At 58.4% G+C, this 21402-nt stretch carries 15 protein-coding genes and 1 pseudogene; 5 read left to right on the forward strand and 11 right to left on the reverse strand.

The features are described 5' to 3' along the window. Window positions 1–41 precede the first annotated feature (41 nt). From AC1RR3_RS15245 to AC1RR3_RS15265, 5 genes are all read right to left on the reverse strand, one after another. On the reverse strand, window positions 42–2303 hold the full coding sequence (locus AC1RR3_RS15245; protein ID WP_492823917.1) for a polysaccharide biosynthesis tyrosine autokinase: 2262 nt from the start codon (window positions 2301–2303) through the stop codon (window positions 42–44). Window positions 2304–2451: 148 nt separating this feature from the next. Beyond that, on the reverse strand, window positions 2452–3075 hold the full coding sequence (locus AC1RR3_RS15250; protein WP_492823919.1) for a hypothetical protein: 624 nt from the start codon (window positions 3073–3075) through the stop codon (window positions 2452–2454). 86 nt (window positions 3076–3161) lie between these two features. Further along, entirely contained in the window at window positions 3162–4613 is a 1452-nt protein-coding gene (locus AC1RR3_RS15255; RefSeq protein WP_492823921.1) for an O-antigen ligase family protein, read from the reverse strand. Between the two features lie 23 nt (window positions 4614–4636). Continuing rightward, entirely contained in the window at window positions 4637–5857 is a 1221-nt protein-coding gene (locus tag AC1RR3_RS15260) for a polysaccharide biosynthesis/export family protein (protein WP_492823923.1), read from the reverse strand. Between the two features lie 192 nt (window positions 5858–6049). Then, window positions 6050–6778, reverse strand: coding sequence for a metallophosphoesterase family protein (locus AC1RR3_RS15265; RefSeq protein WP_492823924.1), 729 nt, complete (start codon window positions 6776–6778; stop codon window positions 6050–6052). Between the two features lie 429 nt (window positions 6779–7207). Here AC1RR3_RS15265 and AC1RR3_RS15270 point away from each other — a divergent pair, with 429 nt between their 5' ends. After that, window positions 7208–7825, forward strand: a complete 618-nt coding sequence (locus tag AC1RR3_RS15270; protein ID WP_492823926.1) for a transglutaminase-like cysteine peptidase — start codon at window positions 7208–7210, stop codon at window positions 7823–7825. Window positions 7826–9503: 1678 nt separating this feature from the next. On the opposite strand, the pseudogene AC1RR3_RS15275 reads toward AC1RR3_RS15270, so the two are convergent. Further along, a pseudogene (locus tag AC1RR3_RS15275) lies at window positions 9504–10175 on the reverse strand (IS3 family transposase); the annotation flags it as partial. Window positions 10176–10628: 453 nt separating this feature from the next. Between AC1RR3_RS15275 and AC1RR3_RS15280 the strand changes: the two are divergent. Next, a complete protein-coding gene (locus AC1RR3_RS15280) occupies window positions 10629–11216 on the forward strand; it encodes a hypothetical protein (RefSeq protein ID WP_492823928.1) in 588 nt (195 codons plus the stop codon). Between the two features lie 789 nt (window positions 11217–12005). Here the strand turns inward: AC1RR3_RS15280 and AC1RR3_RS15285 are convergent. Genes AC1RR3_RS15285 through rfbC form a run of 4 tightly spaced genes read right to left on the reverse strand, consistent with a single transcriptional unit; the run spans window position 12006 to window position 16319 of the window. Continuing rightward, a complete protein-coding gene (locus AC1RR3_RS15285) occupies window positions 12006–13328 on the reverse strand; it encodes a UDP-glucose dehydrogenase family protein (protein ID WP_492823929.1) in 1323 nt (440 codons plus the stop codon). Between the two features lie 58 nt (window positions 13329–13386). Beyond that, entirely contained in the window at window positions 13387–14799 is a 1413-nt protein-coding gene (locus AC1RR3_RS15290) for a mannose-1-phosphate guanylyltransferase/mannose-6-phosphate isomerase (RefSeq protein ID WP_492823930.1), read from the reverse strand. Window positions 14800–14856: 57 nt separating this feature from the next. Beyond that, window positions 14857–15765 carry a dTDP-4-dehydrorhamnose reductase gene (gene rfbD / locus AC1RR3_RS15295; RefSeq protein WP_492823931.1) on the reverse strand — a complete coding sequence of 303 codons (909 nt, stop codon included), beginning with the start codon at window positions 15763–15765 and terminating at the stop codon, window positions 14857–14859. After that, window positions 15765–16319, reverse strand: a complete 555-nt coding sequence (gene rfbC / locus AC1RR3_RS15300) for a dTDP-4-dehydrorhamnose 3,5-epimerase (RefSeq protein ID WP_492823932.1) — start codon at window positions 16317–16319, stop codon at window positions 15765–15767. The genes rfbD and rfbC overlap by 1 nt, the downstream gene beginning before the upstream one ends. A 106-nt stretch (window positions 16320–16425) precedes the next feature. Here rfbC and rfbA point away from each other — a divergent pair, with 106 nt between their 5' ends. The 3 genes from rfbA (at window position 16426) to AC1RR3_RS15315 (ending at window position 19290) form a co-directional block, all read left to right on the forward strand. Then, window positions 16426–17307: a glucose-1-phosphate thymidylyltransferase RfbA gene (gene rfbA, locus AC1RR3_RS15305; protein WP_492823933.1), complete on the forward strand. Its 882-nt coding sequence runs from the start codon at window positions 16426–16428 to the stop codon at window positions 17305–17307. 23 nt (window positions 17308–17330) lie between these two features. Next, window positions 17331–18398 (forward strand): dTDP-glucose 4,6-dehydratase, encoded by a 1068-nt coding sequence (gene rfbB / locus AC1RR3_RS15310; RefSeq protein WP_492823934.1) that lies wholly within the window; start codon window positions 17331–17333, stop codon window positions 18396–18398. A 325-nt stretch (window positions 18399–18723) separates the two neighbouring features. Next, a complete protein-coding gene (locus AC1RR3_RS15315) occupies window positions 18724–19290 on the forward strand; it encodes a hypothetical protein (RefSeq protein WP_492823935.1) in 567 nt (188 codons plus the stop codon). 18 nt (window positions 19291–19308) lie between these two features. On the opposite strand, the gene AC1RR3_RS15320 is transcribed toward AC1RR3_RS15315, so the two are convergent. Further along, window positions 19309–21066 carry a glycosyltransferase family 2 protein gene (locus AC1RR3_RS15320; protein WP_492823936.1) on the reverse strand — a complete coding sequence of 586 codons (1758 nt, stop codon included), beginning with the start codon at window positions 21064–21066 and terminating at the stop codon, window positions 19309–19311. Between the last annotated feature and the right edge of the window lie 336 nt (window positions 21067–21402).

Consider the following 21402-nt stretch of genomic DNA (forward strand, 5'->3'; position numbering starts at 1 on the left):
GCAGAGTGCAACAACCCTGACGAACCACGCGGGCACGGCCGTCACTCTTCGCGATAACGCGAATAGTATTTGTTATGATAGTAGCTGCCCTTGTGCGATTCGTACCGGCTCAAGGTCGAGAAATTGGCCTTGTTGAGCACGATACCGGCCAGCTTCTCATGAACGTTCTTGGCATCGGCCAGTGCATGCGAGACGGCGTCCACGCGGGTGCGGCCCCACTCAACCACATAGATATACGAATCGATCAGTGCGGCCGTGGTCCGAACGTCGACGACAGGGGCGATCGGGGACAGATCCACGACGATGTAATCGTAAACCGATTTGAGCCGATCAAAAAGTGCTTCCATCGATTGGGACGACAGGATCTCGTTCGTGTGGGCGATCTTGCTGCCGACGACAGCCGGCATGAAATCGAGCTTCGTAACGGGCTCGGTCCAGATCACCTCATCGAACGATTTGGTGCCCTGAATATGTTCGAGCAGGCCAAACGTCGCCTGCGGCGTGATCCTGCGCGTGAGCGACGGATTGCGAAGATCGGCATCGATCAGAAGCACGCGGGCCCCGCTCTGCGCAATCAGTTGCGCAAGCGAGGCCGCAATGGTCGACTTTCCTTCATTGGGAAGGGTCGATGTCACGCCGACAACTCGCTTGGCGCGGTTGATGTTCGCCAGATCTGCAGCGACCTTGAGCGCGCGGACGCCTTCCGTGAACCGGGAGAACGGTGCGTTGACGATTTCGGAGAACACCTCGGATCCGTGATCGATCACATGCGTCCCACCCGAATTCGCTGGAACAGGAAGCAATCCGTCCGTTGCCGCAGGCTGCCGCGGTAGCAGCGGCAGAATGCCGATACAGTTGAGACCGAGGATCGTTTCAACCTGGTCACTGGTACGGAACGAGCGGTCCGACAAGTCACGCAGCCGCCCCACCAACATCGCGAGACCGAGCCCCAGGAAGCTCGCGACCAACAAGGTCAGCGTCGTCTTCGGCTTGCTCTTCGTCAGAGGTGGCGAAGCCGCGGTAATCACGCGTGCCTCCGTGATCGGGAACGACTGCTGCTGGACCGATTCCGTATAGCGCTGCAGGAAGTTGTTGTAGAGCGTCCGATAAGTTTGCGACGAACTCTCCAGATCACGGAGCATGATCTGGGCTTGATCAGTGACTTGGGTATCGGACACCGCGTCGCTCAAACCCTTTTCAAGCGCCAGCTCGCGCTGCTTTGCGATCTCGTAGTCGCTCCTGTAGGTCTGGGCTATGCGCTGCAATTCGTCGCCGATAGAACGACGCAATTCCTGCATCTGGTTGCGCAACTGAACGGTGGCCTGGTGTTGCGCGCCATAACGCGCGGACCATTCGGATTCGCGACCCTTGAGTTCCAGATATTGCTGTCGGAGCTTGGTGATGACTTCGTTTTTCAGCGTGTCTGTAACGGTCGCATCCGGCTCGGCCTTGACGATATCATTGATGCGATCGAGGCGGGCCTTCGCCTCAGCGGTCAGGCCACGGGACAGGATGAGCTGCGTGTTCACCTCGCTCAGCTGCTGCTCGTTGATCAACCGGCCACCGGTATTGACCAGGTTGTTCTTCGTGCGGAAATCGACGACGGCACGCTCGGCAGTCGAAGACTGTTTGCGCAGTTCGGCAATTCTCTCCTGAAGCCACACGCTGGCGCGCTGAGTGGCCTGGTACTTGGCGTTGAGCTGATCGTTGATATAGGCGTCGGCCACGACATTGGCGATTTGCGCCGCCTTGGCGGGATCATTCGAGGTAAAGGCGATCTCGATGATATAGGTCAAACCAACCCGCTTGACGCTCAGACGGTTGGCAAAGGCCTCGACCGCACGTCGATTGAGCGCCGTCTGCGAGCGTGGCGCATCCGAATCCAGAAAGCCGGAAACCGTGCTGACGAGACCTCCAAGAAGACCGCCTCCGGGGCCCACAAACTCGGGATCATCGGTCAGCCGAAGCTGCTTGATCACGGCGGAGGCGATGTTCTCCGATCGCAACACCTCGACCTGACTTTCGACCATGGACGAATCCACGGGACTGTCGCCGATCAGCAATTGCTGCTGGAAGACATTGTTCTTGCGGGTGTCGATGATCATCGTCGCCTGGGCCGTGAAGCTGGGCGGCGTATTGACCAGGTAAAGGACGCCTGCGGCGAGACAGGCAAGCGAGACGGCAATGATAATGGTCGATTGCCTTCGGGCAAAACCGATCATGTCGGCAACGCCATTACTGGCGTTGCGCTGGGCGTGTCCGTCAGGTTGCGTCAGTTTGGATGCAGGATTGACGTAAAGCATGAATTTCCTGGCAAAAGAAAAGCCCTACCGCCTCCCGCGCATGGCCAGCGGAACGAGGCAGCGCTTATCATATCATCCTCTTGCCGCTCGCGCCTCTTGGTCGACGCGAGGATGATATCTTACCAAACCTACTGAGTTGATAATTAACTTACGGACTAACCGACGTACTCGAGTTGTTCACACCGCTGACCGACGACGAATAGGTAAAATTGCCGGTATTCACGCCGTTCCCGTTAATGCCCTCAGCCCCCCCGGTCCCGAAGCCCGTCGTCGCCGTTCCGGAGGTGGCACCTCCCGAAGCGCCTGGAGAACCGCCTGCGCCCGCTCCACCTGCACCTGTTCCAAAGTCTCCGTTGGCCGAGGCGTAGAGCACCCTGAATGCGGGATCCTGCTCGCCCCTCTTGGCGATTTCGGTTTGCAGAGAGGTATAATAATCCTGATCTTTGCTGACACAAATGCGTGCCGCCTGGGCGAGACCTGACGCAATTGCGCTTTTCTGGGCGTCGTTGGCACCGCTCAATAGGTCCAGAACAGCCGGCAAAGTTCGGGAGTCGGTCGCGATGAGATCGCGGATCTGAGAGATCAGTCCCCCACCTCCCTGCGGCGCACCGGTCAGTGCAGACGTGGGCCCGCTCAGGAAAGAAGTCACTGCACTTGCCGGAAGCTGCTGGTTGGGATCGTAGCACGTCGCAGCGAAGGCAACGCCGTCAAGGCTCGCGCATGCCACAAACAAGCACGCGGCAAGCGGCAGGCGTCCGCTAACAAACCACATGTGAACTCTCCTTCTACTCTTGCATTGCAAACTAGCACGCGGAGCTTGCGGCCACCAATACTTATCAGACGAATTGCCGTTAACGGTTAATTAGCCATCTCGACGGGACGTCCGCCGCTCAGCCTACCACTTTCCGCCTTGCGGGTGGCGAACGACTGGGCGGCGCCGACCCCGACCAGCGTCATTGTCGGCAGGGAAAAGCCCGGAATCTGGAGGGAAAAGTCGATCATTGCGTGAACCAGCGCCACGGTTGCGGCTGTCAGTGCAACGACCGGGTAAACGGTATCCCGGCGCCGACGCCGGATTCCCTGGATGAGCAGAAGCAGGACCAATAGCCAGGCCAACACGACGATAAGTGCCAACGGAATACCGCCTTCGGCCGCGATTTCCAGCAAGATGTTGTGGGCCCGATCCCAGACTCCCCAAACACTCCCAGTCCGGTAGAGCGGAAAAGCGAAAGGAAATCCACCCAATCCGACCCCAAGCCAGGGAAAGTCCGCAATCATTCGAAAGGTCGATCGATAGGTGTCCAGGCGTCCCTCATCGACCAGACCATGCTCGTTGAAGCGGCTCCCGGCGCTGCCGCTGAGCGTCTGGAGCATGATCAAGGCGATCAGGCCCCCAAGCATCAGCGTGACGACAGGACCGCCCCTTCGCGACAGGTTACGCCAGAAATACAAGGTAAAAGCCAGAACCTGCCCAACCAGGGCCAGGACTGTCCCGGCCCGGGAGGCGGTCAGCAGAACCGCGGTTAGGCAAAGGACCGGCGGTACGGCCAGAACCATGCCCTGAAAATGCAAGATCCCCGGTAGGGCCTCGATGAGCGCCGAGAAGCTCATCTTGCCGGCTGGCAGGCGCGGACGGAGCATCTGCCAAAACAGCATGGCGCCGACGATACTGCAAACGCCGTAGTACAGCGCCGCAGCGTTGCGATTGACGAAGGGGGTGGTCAGAACTCCCGCATAGGCAAACTTGTCCCACCAGAACAGCTTCGCAGGGTTGATCAGGTGAGAAATGATGGCGAAGAGAGCCAGACTTGCACCCGACAAGGCTATGACCTCGAGCACCTTTTGGGCCCGCCTCCGGTCTGCACCGACGACATAGCCCAGCAACCCCGCCATCAGCGCTGCCATCGGAGAGCCGATCGCGAATAGCGGCTGCTCGCGAACGATCGATACAGACGGCGAAAGCTGTTGTCCCAAAAGAGCCGACGCCTTCGCCCAAACGGGATGGGACGGCAGATTGGTCAGGTCCGGCGATAGCGTTTGAGCGAGCACCACAGCGGCATAGGCGGCAACGATAAGAACGACCAGCCAAACCCATCGTCGCTGCTCGCGACGCAGCGGCGCCATGTCAGCTGAGGCCAGCCCCGTCGCAAGCACGATGCACCAAAGCGCAATGGTGACCGGAGCAGTCGAGCCCACAAACAGCGGAGCTCCTATTAACACGCAAGACAATGCAAGGAAGGACAACGACGAAAATACCGTCTGCATCGCAAAGAACCGCGAAAGCCGAACAGAACCGCCCGCTTCGACCAACTAGCAAGCCTGAAGACGTCGCATCAGGGCGACGTCGCCGAGGACGTGGTGGCTGCAGACGTGCCGCGGATTGCGCCCCTGAGTGTATAGGCGTTCGTGGCGGTCACGATCGGGTCGTTAACCGTTGCGTTCACCAGTCGGATGAACTGCAGGATCTTCGCGGTCTCTACCGCCGTCGCGTTCGAGGCGTAGAGGACGTCCTTGTTGCGGATCTGCATCTTGGTGGCGAGGAAGTAGGTGGCCGGATCGCGCAGGTTGACCACATACACGACCGGGATCAGAGGCGTGCTGAACTTCGTCACGTCAATACCGAGCTTTTCGGCGACGTCACGGCTTTCGCCACGATAGACGAAGACTGAAGCTGGATCGGCCAGAGAGTCGTTGAGACCGCCAGCCTTTGCCATGGCCTCAGCAAGCGAAATTCGCCAGGCCTCGAAGTTGAACTGGCCCTGCTGACCGGAGGCCCCGAACACCACAAAGGTCTGCGGCTCGCGGTAGACATAGATCGTATCGTTGGCGTCGACGTAGCCGTTGTTATTGGGCTCATATACCAGCGCGCCAAACGGAACCGTCATCCGCTGACCGCTACGCTCAAGCATGACCCAGGTGTCGAAACCCTGCCCCTTCGGACCACCCGCACGGGCAATCGCATCCAGAATGCGATCACCCGCGGCGGTAAGCGGGAAGCGGCTCGGACTGTTGACCTCACCCAGGACGCTGACCAAGGACGTCTTTTGATCGACAAGCGCAACAACAGCCTGAGGCTCGATCGCTCGATTCTTGAGGCGATCCACGATGGTCTGCTGAACTTCGCTAGGGGTACGGTTTTTGGCCGCAATCGCGCCCGCGAAGGGCACCGAAATGTTGCCCGCACTGTCGACGGACTGGTTCGGCAACGTAATAAAGTTACCGGGACGAACGCCGGCCTCACGGGGGATGAACAACCCGCCTGCTGCCGCCTCGAAAATGGTCACGCTGACGACGTCGCCCACTCCAAACCGGATCTCGCGAGGCGAATGACGCCCGGTGTTGCCGAAGAACAAGCGGGGCGTTGCCTCAGACAGCACGCCAATGGCCCCCGAGGTAAGGGGTATGAGTGCGTAAGGAAGACTGTCTGGATTTTTCGCGGCGGCGGATTTGACATCCGAACTCGACGGACCGGTGGCAGGCATTGCCGAGCAGCCTGCAAGCGCAAGCCCCGCAATGGCTAAAATGAGCCAGTTTTTGCAACGCGCTCGAAACATTTATTCCCCAGTCCCCGCCTGCTTCAAATTGCATACCATGGATTCCAACGACGCAATATGAAACGGCCGGGATCGTCGCGAAGCCCTTGACGGATGTGACATTCTTGCCACGTTGCACCGCAGAAAATCGCCCAAAAACGCGACGCTTCGATCAATCGGCATGCAACCAAGGCGAGTCTCTCGGGACCGGCGCTAGACGACCTTAAGCGTGCTCCCTTCGATCCTGAGGCAGGTCAACCGCCCCGTGGCATAGGCCCCCGTATCGATGTTGACGCGGTTGTCCCGGAAATCGGGTTCCAGGACGGGGGTGTGCCCGTGGACGATCATCTTCTCAAAGGGGGCATCCCAGCTGAGAAACTCTTCCCTGATCCAAAGCAGGTCGGACTCCCGTTGACGGTTGAGGGGGACCCCCGGCTTGACACCAGCATGGACGAACAGAAAATCGCCGCTGGTGAAGAAGGCGGGCAAGCCGAGGAGGAAGCTCCGATGCGCCGGCGGGAGGGCGGCGCCAAAGGCGTTGGCGAGTGCCTCCATTTCGTCGGGCTGACGCACCAACGGCACCAATCCATAGGATAGCAGCGTTTCGCGACCACCGAGTCCGGCCCAGTCGGTAAACAGCTGAGGCGAGCCCAGGAACTGAAGCGCCAGCTCCTCGTGATTGCCCTTGAGGCAAACGACCTCGAACTTCTCGGCTCGTTCGATCAAGAGCTCGATGACCCGCCGTGAATCGCTGCCGCGATCGATCATGTCGCCGAGATAGACTTCGATGCATCGTGGCGCAGTAGAGACACCCCGGTCAGCATCGATGCGGGCAAAGACACTCTCCAGGAGATCGGCACAGCCATGGATATCGCCGACGGCATAGACACGCACTCCGTCCGGAAGCCGGGGCCGCGCAAGATTCGTCGTCAGGTCAACCATGTCACTCCACACCCCACGCATCACCGATCAACCCGCTGGCGACGTTCGCGATCACGTCCTTAATCATCCAGGAGGTTGCCGCATGCGGCCCATCATTAACACTTGATGAGAGAAAGCTAATCACCCGGCAAGCATATTGCGAGATTGAGCCCCGCTTTTGCGCAGCGCCTCACAACGCGTGGCCGGCGACTTGCGCCGACTTGTCCCCGGGGCGGGGATGCATAAGCGCTTCAAAGCGTTTTGGGCCCCGCGTGATTGCTGGCTGAATCAAGCCGATCAAGACGGCCGGGGTTGCGCCAACCCGTCATGGTTACCAAGGTCTCGACAGGTTGGCGCAAATTCAACTTAACTTGCGACGCGCTGCCCAATCGGTCCGAAAACCTTTCCCTGTACTAGTCCGCATAACGAAGGGACATGACGGGGGATTTCATGCGTCGGATCATCAAAGCGATTAGCGCCATCGCCATTCTGGGCGCGGCTTGTCTGGCGCAGCAGGCGCATGCGGGTTTTGTCGGCCTGCCGAACATGCTGCGGGGCCAGTTGCAGAAGATCGCACTGACCGGGCCAACGCTTGCGCCATTCGCGCACACGCGCTTTTGTCTGCAATATCCATCCGATTGCTCGACCTCGCGCAACCGCTTTCGTCCAGGTCCGATCGCACTCACTGAGGCGCGCTGGCGTGAGCTGCGCGAGATCAATCGCGAGATCAACGAATCCATCCGTTTCGAACCTAACCTGGCCGGCGTTGCCGAAGAACGCTGGGTCATTTCACCCAAGACGGGCGACTGCAACGACTACGCGGTAACGAAACGCCATGAATTGATCGCGCGCGGCTGGCCGGCCCATACGCTTCTGCTGGCGGAAGTCATCACGACCTGGGGTGAGCATCACCTCGTTCTGGTGGTGAGGAGCAAGACGGGTGACGTTGTCGCCGACAGCCTGTTTCAGGACGTCAAGGTCTGGACCAAATCGCCCTATCAGTGGGTGCGGATACAGTCACCGCGGAAATCGACCTTCTGGTCCACGGTCGGCAAGATGCAGGCCTAGCTAGCTCGGCATCAGTTGTCGGCACTTCTGGCGGCTTGCGCCGGAGACGAACCTCCGGCGCGCGCGTCACCTGACGGCACGCGTTTCAACGGGAACTCCTTCGCCTCCATTGCTTTCGGCAAAGTCAACGTAGTGTTCGCGCTGGCAGACCGGGTCGATCCGATGAAGCTCGTGACGTGCTTGGTGTCGAGGCATGTGCAGCATTCAGCTGTGCTTCGGCGATATCCGGACGTTACCCCTAACGTCGCCGTCACGAGTTGCACCTGCTGGCGCCAGCGAAGTCCAAGCCGTTCCTGAATGCAATGATCGCAATAAGCCCGTCCAGCACAACGAATAAGGAACTCGTTGATCCGTTCCGGCACAGTTCTGTCGCTCATTAGCACGCCCCCATTCACGAGAGATCAAAGCTCACCTTGCACAGCAAGGGTCGCGCCAACCTCTCTTATCCGGGTCGCAACGACGCGCATGTGACATGCCCACTGCGCTATACATGGCATGCATGGCTGCAATCCGGAGTCTGAAAACCTAGCGGCCCCGGCAGGCCCATTTGCTTGAAAAACATTTCACGTCGAAAGTTGCGCGCATGACGCAGATGAATAACACGGTTCGACAAATTTCTATCGTCAACGTAAACACCAAGCGTCCCACAATATTCATCGTGCCCGCAGATTAGTCTCTACGACTTTTCGGGAAGTTCACCCTCAGGGTTCACGACTTCGTAAAATTACTCGGCCAGCCGACCCGCAGGGGCCCCGAGCGCCAAGCTAACCGGCTTCGCATCTCTGCGCTGTGATGTAGACTACACTTTTCACGTCGGGGAGCCGCGGTATTGCACGCAATAATAGTGAACGAGGCTTTATGTGAATGAACGATAGAAGCTGTCCAACTCTTGGAAATGCGATCTGTCCGCAATGACAGATGCCGGCAGAATCGATCCACCCAAAATGACAATTCGCCGATGCGCAGCGCTCGCCTTGGCCTCGAACGAAAGCGCCCGCGGCACTGGATCCGCGCGCGTTAACCTGAAAACAGCTCGACTTGTCGGTTCAGCGGTACTCTTCCGGGACGAAGCCCGAATAAGCGGACCAATACGGCCGGCCACCGTACGGACCATACGCACCATAAAGCGGATAGCAGGAGTAAGCATCGGGGCATCGTAGATAGCGATGCGCATGTCGCATTTTGACATAAGTGCCGTCACGATGACGGACCTCGACGCTCTTGTCGGCGGCAGACACAGACGAAACTGTCCCGGAAACGAAACACGTCACGGCCAGCAATATGGCAACGAACAGTCCACGCATCTCGATTCCCCCAACCGCCCCTCGGCCATCAATCAGCTGGAATAATTAACTGGATGGCGGCCCTGTGTATAGCCGGCAGTGGGCCTTCGCTTGGATTCCTTGCGGCTGTTGCCGCGGTGCCGCAACCGCAAATCGACGATTTCTCTTCTTCTGCCGTTATCTGCCGTCGCGTTTACGAACAAGAGGCCAGCCTTCGAAAAAGACAAACAACTCAGATGCTTACTTCTCTTGCCCTGCGACATTTCCCGCAATAGTCGCGATCTATTAGATTGCCCCCCAATGCGGAAGTTGAGGTGCTCGCGGCCCTTCTGATCCTGAGCGCAAACAGTGTTCACGGCTATTTGCCCGATCAAGGCGAATAGACCTCGTCACTGAGGCCGCTCGGCAGCAAACTGTCGGTCCAGCAGGTTCGCCGGCACCGTCTCGAGCTGCCGGTCGCCGTTATCCTTTGGCAAGCGCCGCCGACGCGGGCGTGCCCGCAAGCCCTGTAGGCGCATCAGCCGCTCGATCTGGTGCAGGCCACAGTTCGCCCCATCGGCGAGCAGATCGCGCCACACCCGGCGCCCACCATAGGTGCGGTCGCGCGATGAAGCTGACTTTGACCTTGGCGCCGAGTTCTTCGTCGCTGCGGGATCTGGCTCTGGCGCTGGGAGAGCGGTTCAGCCAGGCATGGAAGCCCGACCGCGACACCCCCAGCGCATCGCATAGCCATGCCACCGGCCAGATCGCCCGGTGCTCCGCGATGAAGACGAACTTCATGTCGCTTCCATCGCGAAGAAGGCTGCGGCCTTTTTTAGGATATCCCGCTCGGCCTTCAATTTGGCAACCTCGTGACGAAGCCGCTCGATCTCTAGCTGCTCAGGCCTCATCTGCCCGTGGCCGGGAAACGCCTGCGCCGGGTCGGAGCCAAACTCCTTCACCCACTTGCGCAGAACGTTCTCATGAACGTCCAGATCGCGGCTGGCTTGCGCCACCGACACCCCGCGTTCCCTGACCAGCTTGACTGCCTCGATCTTGAACTCGCGACTAAACTTCCGTCTCTTCATCGCCCACCTCCGGCTTCATGAAACACCTAATCTCGGTGTCCGCAGCAGCTCACCCAGACCGACGCGAGGATTGGGTGCCGACAACTAGTTCGGTAAGCACCCGGAGCGCATAGTCGCTACGGGCTGCGCGCTGATCATTATTTCCATGGAATTCCATCACATAGTTATGTCCCAACCACGAGACGAAGCCAGACAGCCGATCCGATGTGACATCAAGTCTCGAGCTGCTTGGCATGTTGCGCCGAAATCTGGCTCCCGCGCGCCCAACTGACGAGCCTTCTCGCAGTTGCTGGATCCTATTCACCACCATTGGATACGAGACGATTAGCTGAGCCCGCTCGCAGAGCGGGCTTTTTTCTGCGCACAAAGACGCCCCCATGAACCCGCAAAAGGCTTGCAGCTCGACATTGGCTTTGCTTCCATAAAAGCCAAAAACAGGAGCTCGCGAGTGTGATGGACGAATCCAATCCGTGGCAGCAATTGAATTCCGAAATCGCTTTTGACTGTCCTTACTATATCGCTCGCCACGACACTGTACGCCATCGCAGCGGCAAGACGCATCCCTACGTCTGGATCCAGGTCAAATTCAGAGGCGTGGCGGTCCTTCCCATCGACAGCCATGGCTTCACGACAATCGTCGGCCAATTTCGCTATCCGCTCAACTGCTACACTTGGGAATGCGTTCGCGGTGGAATCCCGCTCGGAACCGATCCGCTCGACGGCGCGAAGCAGGAGCTCATGGAAGAAACTGGTTACCAGGCAGACGAGTGGCTTCACCTTTGTGATCTTACAGCATCACCCGGAGTGACCAACGAGCTTGCCCCGTGCTTTATTGCTTGGCAGCTTCGCGAGGGGAGCCCTGCACCGGCGCAAGAGGAGAGCATTGCCCAACAGCGAATTCCGTTTTCGCAAGCCGTAAGTATGTGTCTCAGCACAGAGATCGTCGACGCCACAAGCGTCGCTCTCATTTTGGGCGCGCAGGCAAGACTGGCGGCCGGACAGCTCCCGAGCAGTCTCGCAGAGATTATGCGGCAAGCCTAACTGAAGCTGTGCGCGCTCAGACTCGCCGCGAAGCTTGTTCGCGCCTGTCCTGCCCGCTGAGGGAGTGGACGAACCAAAGCGGCATCGTTCAAAACGGCATCCATGGAAGACGACTACTATTTTGTTTGGGTATTCGACCGGTCTGGTAAGACGTGTCCACAAATTTGGGCCGGCGACCAATTCGATCGACCTGATTGGCAGCTTGAACGCGTGGCGAGCCGGCGCCTCCTCAACGCCTCTGAACGAACGATGCCGCTGGACCGTCTTGCGGCGCTCTATCCACCAACTGAGAGGAGCGAATGACCCAATTCGGGTGCAAAAGCCAAAACTGTTAGCTTGCGCCAATCGTGTCCACGCGGTCGGATTACGGCATAGAGAAGGCGAATTTCTTACCGCATGTCTCAACATTGTCCGCTGAAATAGCCTCAAGTGACCGTGATCACCTAGCCATTCTCGCAACTGCTAATAGCCGAGGATCGACATCTATACGGAAGACCGAAAATGCAAGTTCGTCACGCAAAGAGGTCGCAGGCTCGACTCGTTGTCCCGCAGCGGATCGACATAACCAAGGCCGCGAATAACGTCGATACGCTTCTGCATCTGGCGATCAATGGCGAAGTCTTCGTCTTACCACTTGGGCCAAAGTTGGTAACCGCGCTCATTGAAGGTCTGCGGCGCTCACAGCTCATGGTGGCTCCGCCGTGCACAACCAGGCAGTAGCTTAGCCAACAGAGATGTGCATCCACCAACCCTCTCACGCGGCTTCGATCCCCAGGTCGAGCCTAATGATCAATCCGTTGGGCGAGCCGCAACGCGCCCGATGCTCTCGTAGACGAAGCCTGCTGCTTGCATGTCCTCGGGACGATAGATGTTGCGGAGGTCGACAATGATGGGCTGCGCCATGACGCTCTTCAGCCGGTCGAGATCGAGCGCGCGGAACTGCACCCATTCGGTGACGATGACGACGGCATCCGCGCCAGTCGCGCAGGCATAGGCGTCTTCGCAGTAGGTGATGGTCGGCAGCTCGCCCTTGGCCTGCTCCATGCCGACGGGATCGTAAGCCTTTACCTTCGCGCCCATATCGAGCAGGCCGGTGACCAGCGGGATCGACGGCGCGTCGCGCATGTCGTCGGTGTCGGGCTTGAAGGTGAGGCCGAGCACCGCGATGGTCTTGCCGCGCAGCGAGCCGCCGAGCGCCTGGCTCACCTTGCGCGCCATCGCGCGCTTGCGGTTCTCGTTGACCGCCAGCACGGATTCGACGATGCGCAAGCTCACGTCATAGTCCTGCGCAATCTTGATCAGCGCCTTGGTGTCCTTCGGAAAGCACGAGCCGCCGAAGCCCGGGCCCGCATGCAGGAATTTGGTGCCGATGCGGTTGTCGAGACCGATGCCGCGGGCAACCTCCTGCACGTTGGCACCGACCTTTTCGGAAAGGTCCGCGATCTCGTTGATGAAGGTGATCTTGGTCGCGAGGAACGCGTTCGCCGCGTATTTGATCATCTCGGCGGTGCGGCGTTCCGTGAACATCAGCGGCGCCTGGTTGAGCGACAGCGGGCGATAGATGTCGCTCATCACCTTACGGCCGCGCTCGTCGGAGGTGCCGACCACGATGCGGTCGGGGAACTTGAAGTCGCGGATCGCAGCGCCTTCGCGCAGGAATTCGGGGTTGGAGGCGACCACGACGTCGGCCTTGGGATTGGTCTCGCGGATGATGCGCTCGACCTCGTCGCCGGTACCGACCGGAACGGTGGATTTCGTCACCACGACGGTGAAGCCCGAGAGCGATTGCGCAATCTCGCGCGCGGCGGCGTAGACGTAGGAGAGGTCGGCGTGACCATCGCCGCGGCGGGAGGGCGTGCCAACCGCGATGAACACGGCGTCGGCATCCGCCACCGGCGCGGACAGATCGGTGGTGAAGCTCAAGCGCTTGGCCTTGACGTTGGTCGCAACCAGTTCATCGAGGCCCGGCTCGTAGATCGGAATCTCACCGCGATGAAGCGCCGCGATCTTCTTCTCGTCCTTGTCGACGCAGGTGACGTCGTGACCGAAATCCGCAAAGCAGGCTCCGGACACCAGTCCGACATAGCCCGTGCCGATCATCGCGATGTGCATGAAAAACCCCTTGATTAGTGCTAGAACTCTTATGCCCGCGCGCCGCGCACTTCTCTGATTAGTTCCGCTGATAGTCGTCTTCAATCCGGATGATGTCGTCTTCCCCGAGATAGGAGCCGGTCTGGACCTCGATCAGCTCCAGCATGATCTTGCCGGGGTTCTCCATCCGGTGCACCGCGCCCATCGGGATGTAGATGGACTCGTTCTCGTGCACGGTCTTGACGGTCTCGTTGACGGTGACGCGGGCCGTGCCGCGGACCACGATCCAGTGCTCGGCACGATGATGGTGCTTCTGCAGCGACAGCCGCCCGCCGGGCTTGACCACGATGCGCTTGACCTGATGGCGCTCTCCATTGTCGACCGACTGATAACTGCCCCAGGGCCGATGCACCTTCAGATGCTCCTCGGTGACCTTCGGTGCGACCGTCTTCAGCTTGGTCACGAGACGCTTCAGGCCATTGGCATCCTTCTGGCGCGAGACGAGAATGGCATCCGCCGTCGCCACCACGACGAGATCGTCGACGCCTTCGAGCGCGACCAGCGCGGCATCGGTGGTGACGTTGCAATTGCGGGAGTCCTCGAACACCGCGCTGCCATGCGAAGCGTTGCCTTGCGCGTCCTTCTCCGACAGCTCCCACACCGCGTGCCAGGAGCCGACGTCGGACCAGCCGCAGGACACCGGCACCACCGCTGCGCGCGAGGTCTTCTCCATCACCGCATAGTCGATCGAGATCGCCTTCGCCGCGCCGAATGCCTGCGGCTCCAGCGTCACGAAGCCGAGATCGTGACCGGCATTGGTGACCGCATCGGAGACCGCCTGCACGCTCGCAGCATCCACGTTCCGATATTCATCGAGCAGCAGGGTCGCCGGAAACATGAAGTTGCCGCTGTTCCAGAGATAGCCCGAACTGACGTAGTCCGCCGCCTTCACCGCATCCGGCTTCTCGACGAAGCGCACGACCGCGTGCACCGTGCCGGAGATCACCTCGCCCGGGCTGATATAGCCGTATTCGGTCGCCGGCCGCTCCGGCTTGACGCCGAAGGTGACGATGCGCCCGGCGCTCGCGGCCGTGAGGCCTTCACGGCACGCGGCGACGAAGGCGGCATTGTCCCGCACCACATGGTCGGCGGCGAGCGCGAGCACGATGGCGTCACTCGCGCGGTTCTGCGCAAACACCGCGCCCGCAGCGATCGCAGGCCCGGAGTCACGCCGCATCGGCTCGAGGATCACGTCGGCTTCGATGCCGATCTCGGCGAGTTGCTCCAGCACCATGAAGCGATAGGACGCATTGGTGATGACAACAGGACGATCGAACAGCGCGGCATCCGAGACGCGCAGCAGCGTGTCCTGGAAGGTCGAGCGCGTGCCGAACAGCGGCAGGAACTGTTTCGGGCGCACCTCGCGCGAAGCCGGCCACAGGCGCGTGCCTACGCCGCCGCACATGATCACGGGAGTGATACGCCTACCCATCGTCAACCACCAGTACAACAACCAAATCGAGAGTATCAATCGGACAGTCAAACAAACCTATGGCGGGTCTCTTTCGAGCGTGAGAAACGCGTCCAGCTCTTCTACCAACCCGTCTTCCCAACTCGGAGTTACGAGACCATACGCCTCCCTAAGCCGGGCCAGATCCAGCCTAGAACTGGTAGGTCGCGTTGCCTTGGTCGGGTAATCCTTTGTGGCGATCGGGATGACCTCGGCCGCCTTCAGCGGCGTACCCCGGGACCGCAATCCTTCCACGATTGCGCTGGCAAAACCATGCCAGCTGGTCTCACCCGAATTGGTGAGGTGAACGAGACCCTTTGCGCGCGCGAAGACTTCGGGCAGGCCTGACTCGCCATCCTGCAAAATCTGAACAAGCGTCGACGCGATTGTACGCGCCGTCGTTGGTGTTCCAAATTGATCCGAGACCACCCGAAGCGACTCTCGTTCCTTGGCAAGGCGGATCATGGTGCGCATAAAATTCGCGCCTTGCGCGGCATAGACCCATGCAGTCCGTACGACCAGGTGCGGACCGCCGGCACTTCGAACCGCGCTCTCACCCGCAAGCTTGCTCCGACCATAGACCGAAAGCGGGCCCGTTGGATCGTCTTCACGCCAGACAGCACGCGCGCTGCCGTCAAAGACGTAGTCGGTCGAGAAATGAACGATCGGCACGACGTGCACAGCGGCCCAGTGGGCGAGCGCGGCTGGCGCATCGCCGTTGACTAGGAAGGCGAGCGCGGCTTCGTCTTCGGCCTTGTCAACGGCGGTATAAGCTGCGGGGTTGATGATGAAATCAGGCTGGTAGGCATCAAGCTTGCTCAAGAGGGAAGCTGGCTTGGAGAGATCGAACTCCTCAACGGCTGGGGCAATGACCGTATGCTTGTCTCGAAGCAGCGGAAGAAGCGCTCCTCCCACCTGCCCTGCAGTTCCAGTCAGAAGGATGCGCATCAGATTTGACCATAGAGCGGAAGATTCTTGACATCCGCCAGCAGCGGGGCGTCAGCGTCCTTTGCCGAGAGCGAGGGTTGGTCGACACCCCATTTGATCCCTATCGCGGGATCATTCCAGCGGATGGAGACCTCATCCTTCGGGCTGTAGAGGTCATCGCATTTGTAAAAGAAGTCGGCCGTCTCGGAGAGCACTACGAAGCCGTGGGCAAAGCCCCTAGGGACCCACAACTGACGACGGTTCTCTTCGCTCAATTCAACGGCAACGTGCCGCCCAAAATTCGGGCTTCCGACGCGGACATCGACTGCAACGTCGAGGACACGGCCGCGCATTGCGCTGACTAGTTTACCTTGGGTGAAGGGATTTTGCAGATGCAGACCACGGAGCACGCCATAGCTCGAGCGGGACATGTTATCCTGCACGAACGGCCGCGCAATACCCGCCTCCACGTAGCGCTGGAACTGGTAGGTCTCCAGAAAGAAGCCCCGCTGATCGCCAAATAGTTTAGGTTCAATAATCAGAACTTCTGGAATATCTGTCTTTACTACATTCATTTTTAGCGCCACCACCTCGGCGTCGTCAATTTACTCTACCTCTATAACAAACTTGTGCAGTGCACGCTATCTGCTACTTTCTAAAACGGTAAATTTGTGAGGGGCTATGAAGGGGATCATTCTCGCCGGGGGCACCGGCTCGCGCCTTTACCCGGTGACGACGGTGGTGTCGAAACAGCTTTTGCCCGTCTTCGACAAACCGATGATCTATTATCCGTTGTCGACGCTGATGCTGTCAGGCATCCGGGACATCCTTATTATCTCCACTCCGCAGGACAAGCCGCTATTCCAGCGGCTGCTCGGCGACGGTTCCGAGATCGGACTGCGCTTTGCCTACGCCACCCAGGAGACGCCGCGCGGCTTGGCGGACGCGTTCATCGTCGGGCGCGAGTTCGTAGGCTCCGATTCCGTCGCGCTGATCCTGGGCGACAACATCTTCTATGGTCACGGGCTTCCGGGCATGCTCTCGAGCGCCTCGTTCCGCAAGAAGGGCGCGACCGTGTTCGGCTATGTGGTCAATGAGCCGGAGCAATATGGCGTGGTCGAGCTCGACCACTCCGGTCGCGCCTTGTCGATCGAAGAAAAGCCGAAGCAGCCGAAGTCGAACGTGGCCGTGACGGGACTCTATTTCTACGACAACGACGTGCTCGACATCGCCGCCAACGTGAAGCCGTCGGCGCGCGGCGAAATCGAAATCACCTCCGTCAATAACGCCTATCTCGAGCGCGGCGACTTGTTTGTCGAGGTGCTCGGCCGCGGCTTTGCATGGCTCGACACCGGCACGCACGCCTCGCTGGTCGAGGCCAGCCACTTCGTGCAGATCCTGGAGCAACGCCAGGGACTGCGCATCGCCTGCCCCGAAGAGATCGCGCTGCGGCAGGGCTACATTTCACTGCCGCAGTTCGAGAAGGCCGCTGAGAAGTCGGCCAAAAGCAGTTATGGTGAATATCTGAAATCGGTCGCGCGCTCCTACGCCTTGATGCGCTGACCTATCCAACGGAGACGAGGTCAATGCGTTTCAAGGGCTCCACGATCTTTGTCACCGGCGGCGCCGGCTTCATCGGATCGGCAGTGGCGCGGCACCTACTTCGCGATACTCACGCGCGGGTAGTTAACATCGACAAACTGACCTACGCTGCGAATCTCGAGTCCCTTCCCGGCACAGAGGGTAACCCGCACTATTCGTTTGAGAAACAGTGCATCTGTGACGCAGCAGGCCTGCGCAAACTGTTCGAAAAATACCAGCCGGATGCGGTGATGAACCTCGCAGCCGAAAGCCATGTCGATCGCTCCATCGACGGGCCGGGCGAATTTGTCCAGACCAACATCGTCGGCACCTTCACGATCCTCCAGGAGACTTTGCGCCATTGGCGCACGCTATCCGGCGAGACGCGCGACCGCTTCCGCTTCCTGCACATCTCGACCGACGAGGTGTTCGGCTCACTCGGCGAGGAGGGCCTGTTCACCGAGACCACGGCGTATGCGCCGAACTCGCCTTATTCGGCAAGCAAGGCATCATCCGACCATCTGGTACGCGCCTGGCGGGAGACCTATGATCTGCCGACCATGGTGACCAACTGCTCCAACAATTACGGGCCGTATCACTTCCCGGAGAAGCTGATCCCGCACATGATCATCAAGGGATTGGCCGGCGAAAAACTACCGGTCTATGGCGACGGCAAGAATATACGGGATTGGCTTTATGTCGAAGATCATGCCAAGGCGTTGACGCTAGTGCTGGAGCGCGGCCAAGTTGGCGAAACCTACAATGTCGGCGGCCGCAACGAGCGCACCAACCTGCATGTGGTGGAGACGATCTGCGACCTACTCGATGACGTCGCCCCGAGCGCCGACGGCCCGCACCGCCGCCTGATCTCGTTCGTCACCGACCGCCCCGGCCACGATCGCCGCTACGCCATCGACGCCTCGAAGCTCGAGCGCGAACTCGGCTGGAGTGCCGAGGAAAATTTCGAGAGCGGCATCGAGAAGACGGTGCGGTGGTATATCCAGCAGGAGCCTTGGTGGCGAACGATCCTGGACCGCGGGTATAAGGCAAAGCGCGTGGGACTTCACCAATAATACTCTGGAGCATGGCCAATAGTAGAGAGATAATGCTCTTAATAGTTCCCGAGAGTTGGCATCGCTGCCTCGCCGAGGTCGCGGCCTCCTGATTGTCTTCCAATAAAAATTCGCGCCGAATTTAGCTCAAAGCATTCAGCTTTGGCCCAATGAACGACAAACGAAAAGAAGCGAAAGCAGTATCAAGACATGACGCGGAATTGGTGGACACGGTAGTCCAGCATCATCCAAGCTCAACTCATCACGAGCCACGGCAACCAAGACGCTTTGACTTACGGCGCAACCGCCACTGTCGACGAACTCAATTTCAGTCTCGGAGTTTGATATGCAGGTAGGCATGACGATAACAGAGGCAACACTTCTTGCCTCCTTCTTGACTTGTTCGCGGAAGTATTTGGAGTTCGGAGCTGGAGGATCCACAATCCTCGCCCTGAAATCGCCCAAGGATTGGGCTATCGTTGTCGATTCTTCTTCAGAGTGGCTAGATCGAGTCTCACGAGAAGCTGGCGAGAACAGGTCCAAGCTCGGGCTCATCCTGGTCGATATCGGCCCTACGAAGGAATGGGGCTATCCAATCGACCAATCAAAACGGCACCTATGGCCTCTTTACTCATCGAAAGTTTTTGAAACGACAGCAGCGGGCGAAGCAGACATGGTGCTAGTGGATGGGCGCTTTCGCGTGGCGTGTTTCCTAAGAGCTGTTCAGGCTTGTCCGAATGCGATTATTGCGATCCATGACTACACGCGGAAGCACTACCACGTCGTAGAAAAGTTTGCGAAGAAGATAAGCGAGATCGAATCTTTGGCCTTCTTCGTACCTCGCCGTGACTCGGCATTGTCCTACGAAGAGATAAATAATCTTATTCAAAACTACGAATACGAGCCCAGCTAACAACGAGCTATAATGATGTCATGGCATTGCTTGCCAGTCTTCTACGTTCAGCCGGCAATTGATGTTGAAGTGAGGGTCTTGAAGAAGCTTCTCCCTCCAGCGACCAAATAGGTGAGAAAATTCGCATACAAAATCCGATTTTCGGTCAGGTCTAAGATCTGACCCCCTCGACTTTGATTCATCGTGCCAAAATTCACACGACGGCACGTAGACATTCCGCAACCCGAGTCCCATGACTCTCAAACAAAAATCGACGTCATTATATGCTACCGGAAATGCCACCTCGTCGAAGCCGGCGACCGCACGGAACGTAGCCGCGCGGACCATCATCGCGGCTGCCGTCAAAGCGCTGTATTCCTGATGCAGTTGAAGTCGGCCAAAATATCCAGGATTTTTACGGGGAAGGCCCTTGTATACGTGCGAGGCATTTCCGCCAATTCCGAGGATGACGCCCGCATGCTGTACGGTTTCGTCAGGATACATGAGCTTCCCCCCCACACAGCCGACAACTTCTTGACTCGTCCAGCTTACCATTTCCGCCAAGCAGTCAGACCCTATCGGAGCTGCGTCATCGTTTAGAAACAAGTAAATGGATCCTTGGGCGAGCCTCGCCCCGCGATTGCAAATTGCCGAGAAATTGAATGGCCCCCCACAATCAATGATCCGAGCTAAACCGGCCGCACCCAGCTCATGATGATAACGCATCGCATCGTCTGTTGAAGGGTTGTTAGCGCAGACAATCAGCTCGATATTTGGATAACTTTGTTCTCTGACAGCTTGGATGGCCAAACGAAGCGACGCCACCGAGTCCTTCGTCGGGATAATGACTGAGAGCAGGGGCTGTACAGCCGGGGCCGGCCACCTCACTCGGTAAGTATTGGGAAACGGACCTTTTTCCACTTCGCCATGCGACTCTGAAACAAGCCGACTTTCTGAAACCGCACGTTGGCCAGCAAGCCACGTGTATGGCTTCGCCGCAGGGTCTGCCGCCGTTGACGATGCACTTTGCCGCCAATGATATAGTATCCGCGGGATGTGAAATACCTGATCGTCCGGCAATTGGTCGAGACACCTAATGATCAGGTCGTGATCTTGGGATCCCTCAAAACCCTCACGCATACCACCGACCGCCTGAACAAGCCGGGTTTCGATGCAACTCAGATGGCAAATATAGTTCGTAGCAAGTAGGAGTATCCTATCCAAATCCGGTTTGAAACAAGGAGCAAACCGCCTATCAGACTCATCAATTTTATCTTCGTCTGAATAAATAAACCCATAAGGCTTTTGATTGAGACAAAGGGCCAGAAGAAACAAGGCATCAGTTTGCAGCTTGTCATCATGATCTAGCAAGACGCAATAATCGCCTTCAGCTACCTCGATGGCTCGGTTGGTTGAATAGGAGATGTGACGATTAAAATCGTTCCTGACCAATTTGACTCTCGATCGAAAGTCACCTGGCATTTGATCAAGCAGACGTTCAACATCAACAGAGTTGGACGCGTCGTCGCAGATACACACCTCCCATCGGTCGTAACCTTGGAAGTAGATAGACCGTACACAAGCCAGAAAAAACTCAGGATCCGGATTGAACGTCGGAATTATGATTGAAAATAACGGAAATCTTTCAAACTTCTCCACAAGAGCGCGCTGTCGACGTTGTGAAATGACTTTCTCACGGGACATCATCCATTCAAGGTAGGTCAACTCCGCGTCGAAGAATGTCTTGCGGCGAACGAGGTCTTGAAATGCCGCCAACAAGCCCAGATTCGAATCCATTTGCCTCACTCGAGCGCGTTCACAAACTGAGCAATTCGCGCGGACCGCGCATTCAATTCCGTCGCACTAAAGACGCCATATAAACATTTGCTGCATTTGACGGGGTGAGCCCCATCGCAAGGCGTCCCGTCAAACGCAACGAAAGATCCATTTCTTAGACATTCATGTTCACCTTCGTCAAAGCTGATTTCGAAACTAGCCGATCGCAACAAAAGCTTGAGCGCGATTAGATGCGAGAAAGGCAATACGAGCGCTCCCCTAACCCTCACCTGCGCAAAAGATTGCTTCATTAAAAGGGATCGCATGAAGTCAAGAAGATCTGTGAGCCCTTCCCCG

Source organism: Bradyrhizobium sp. GW821-FHT13H05 (assembly GCF_058804065.1).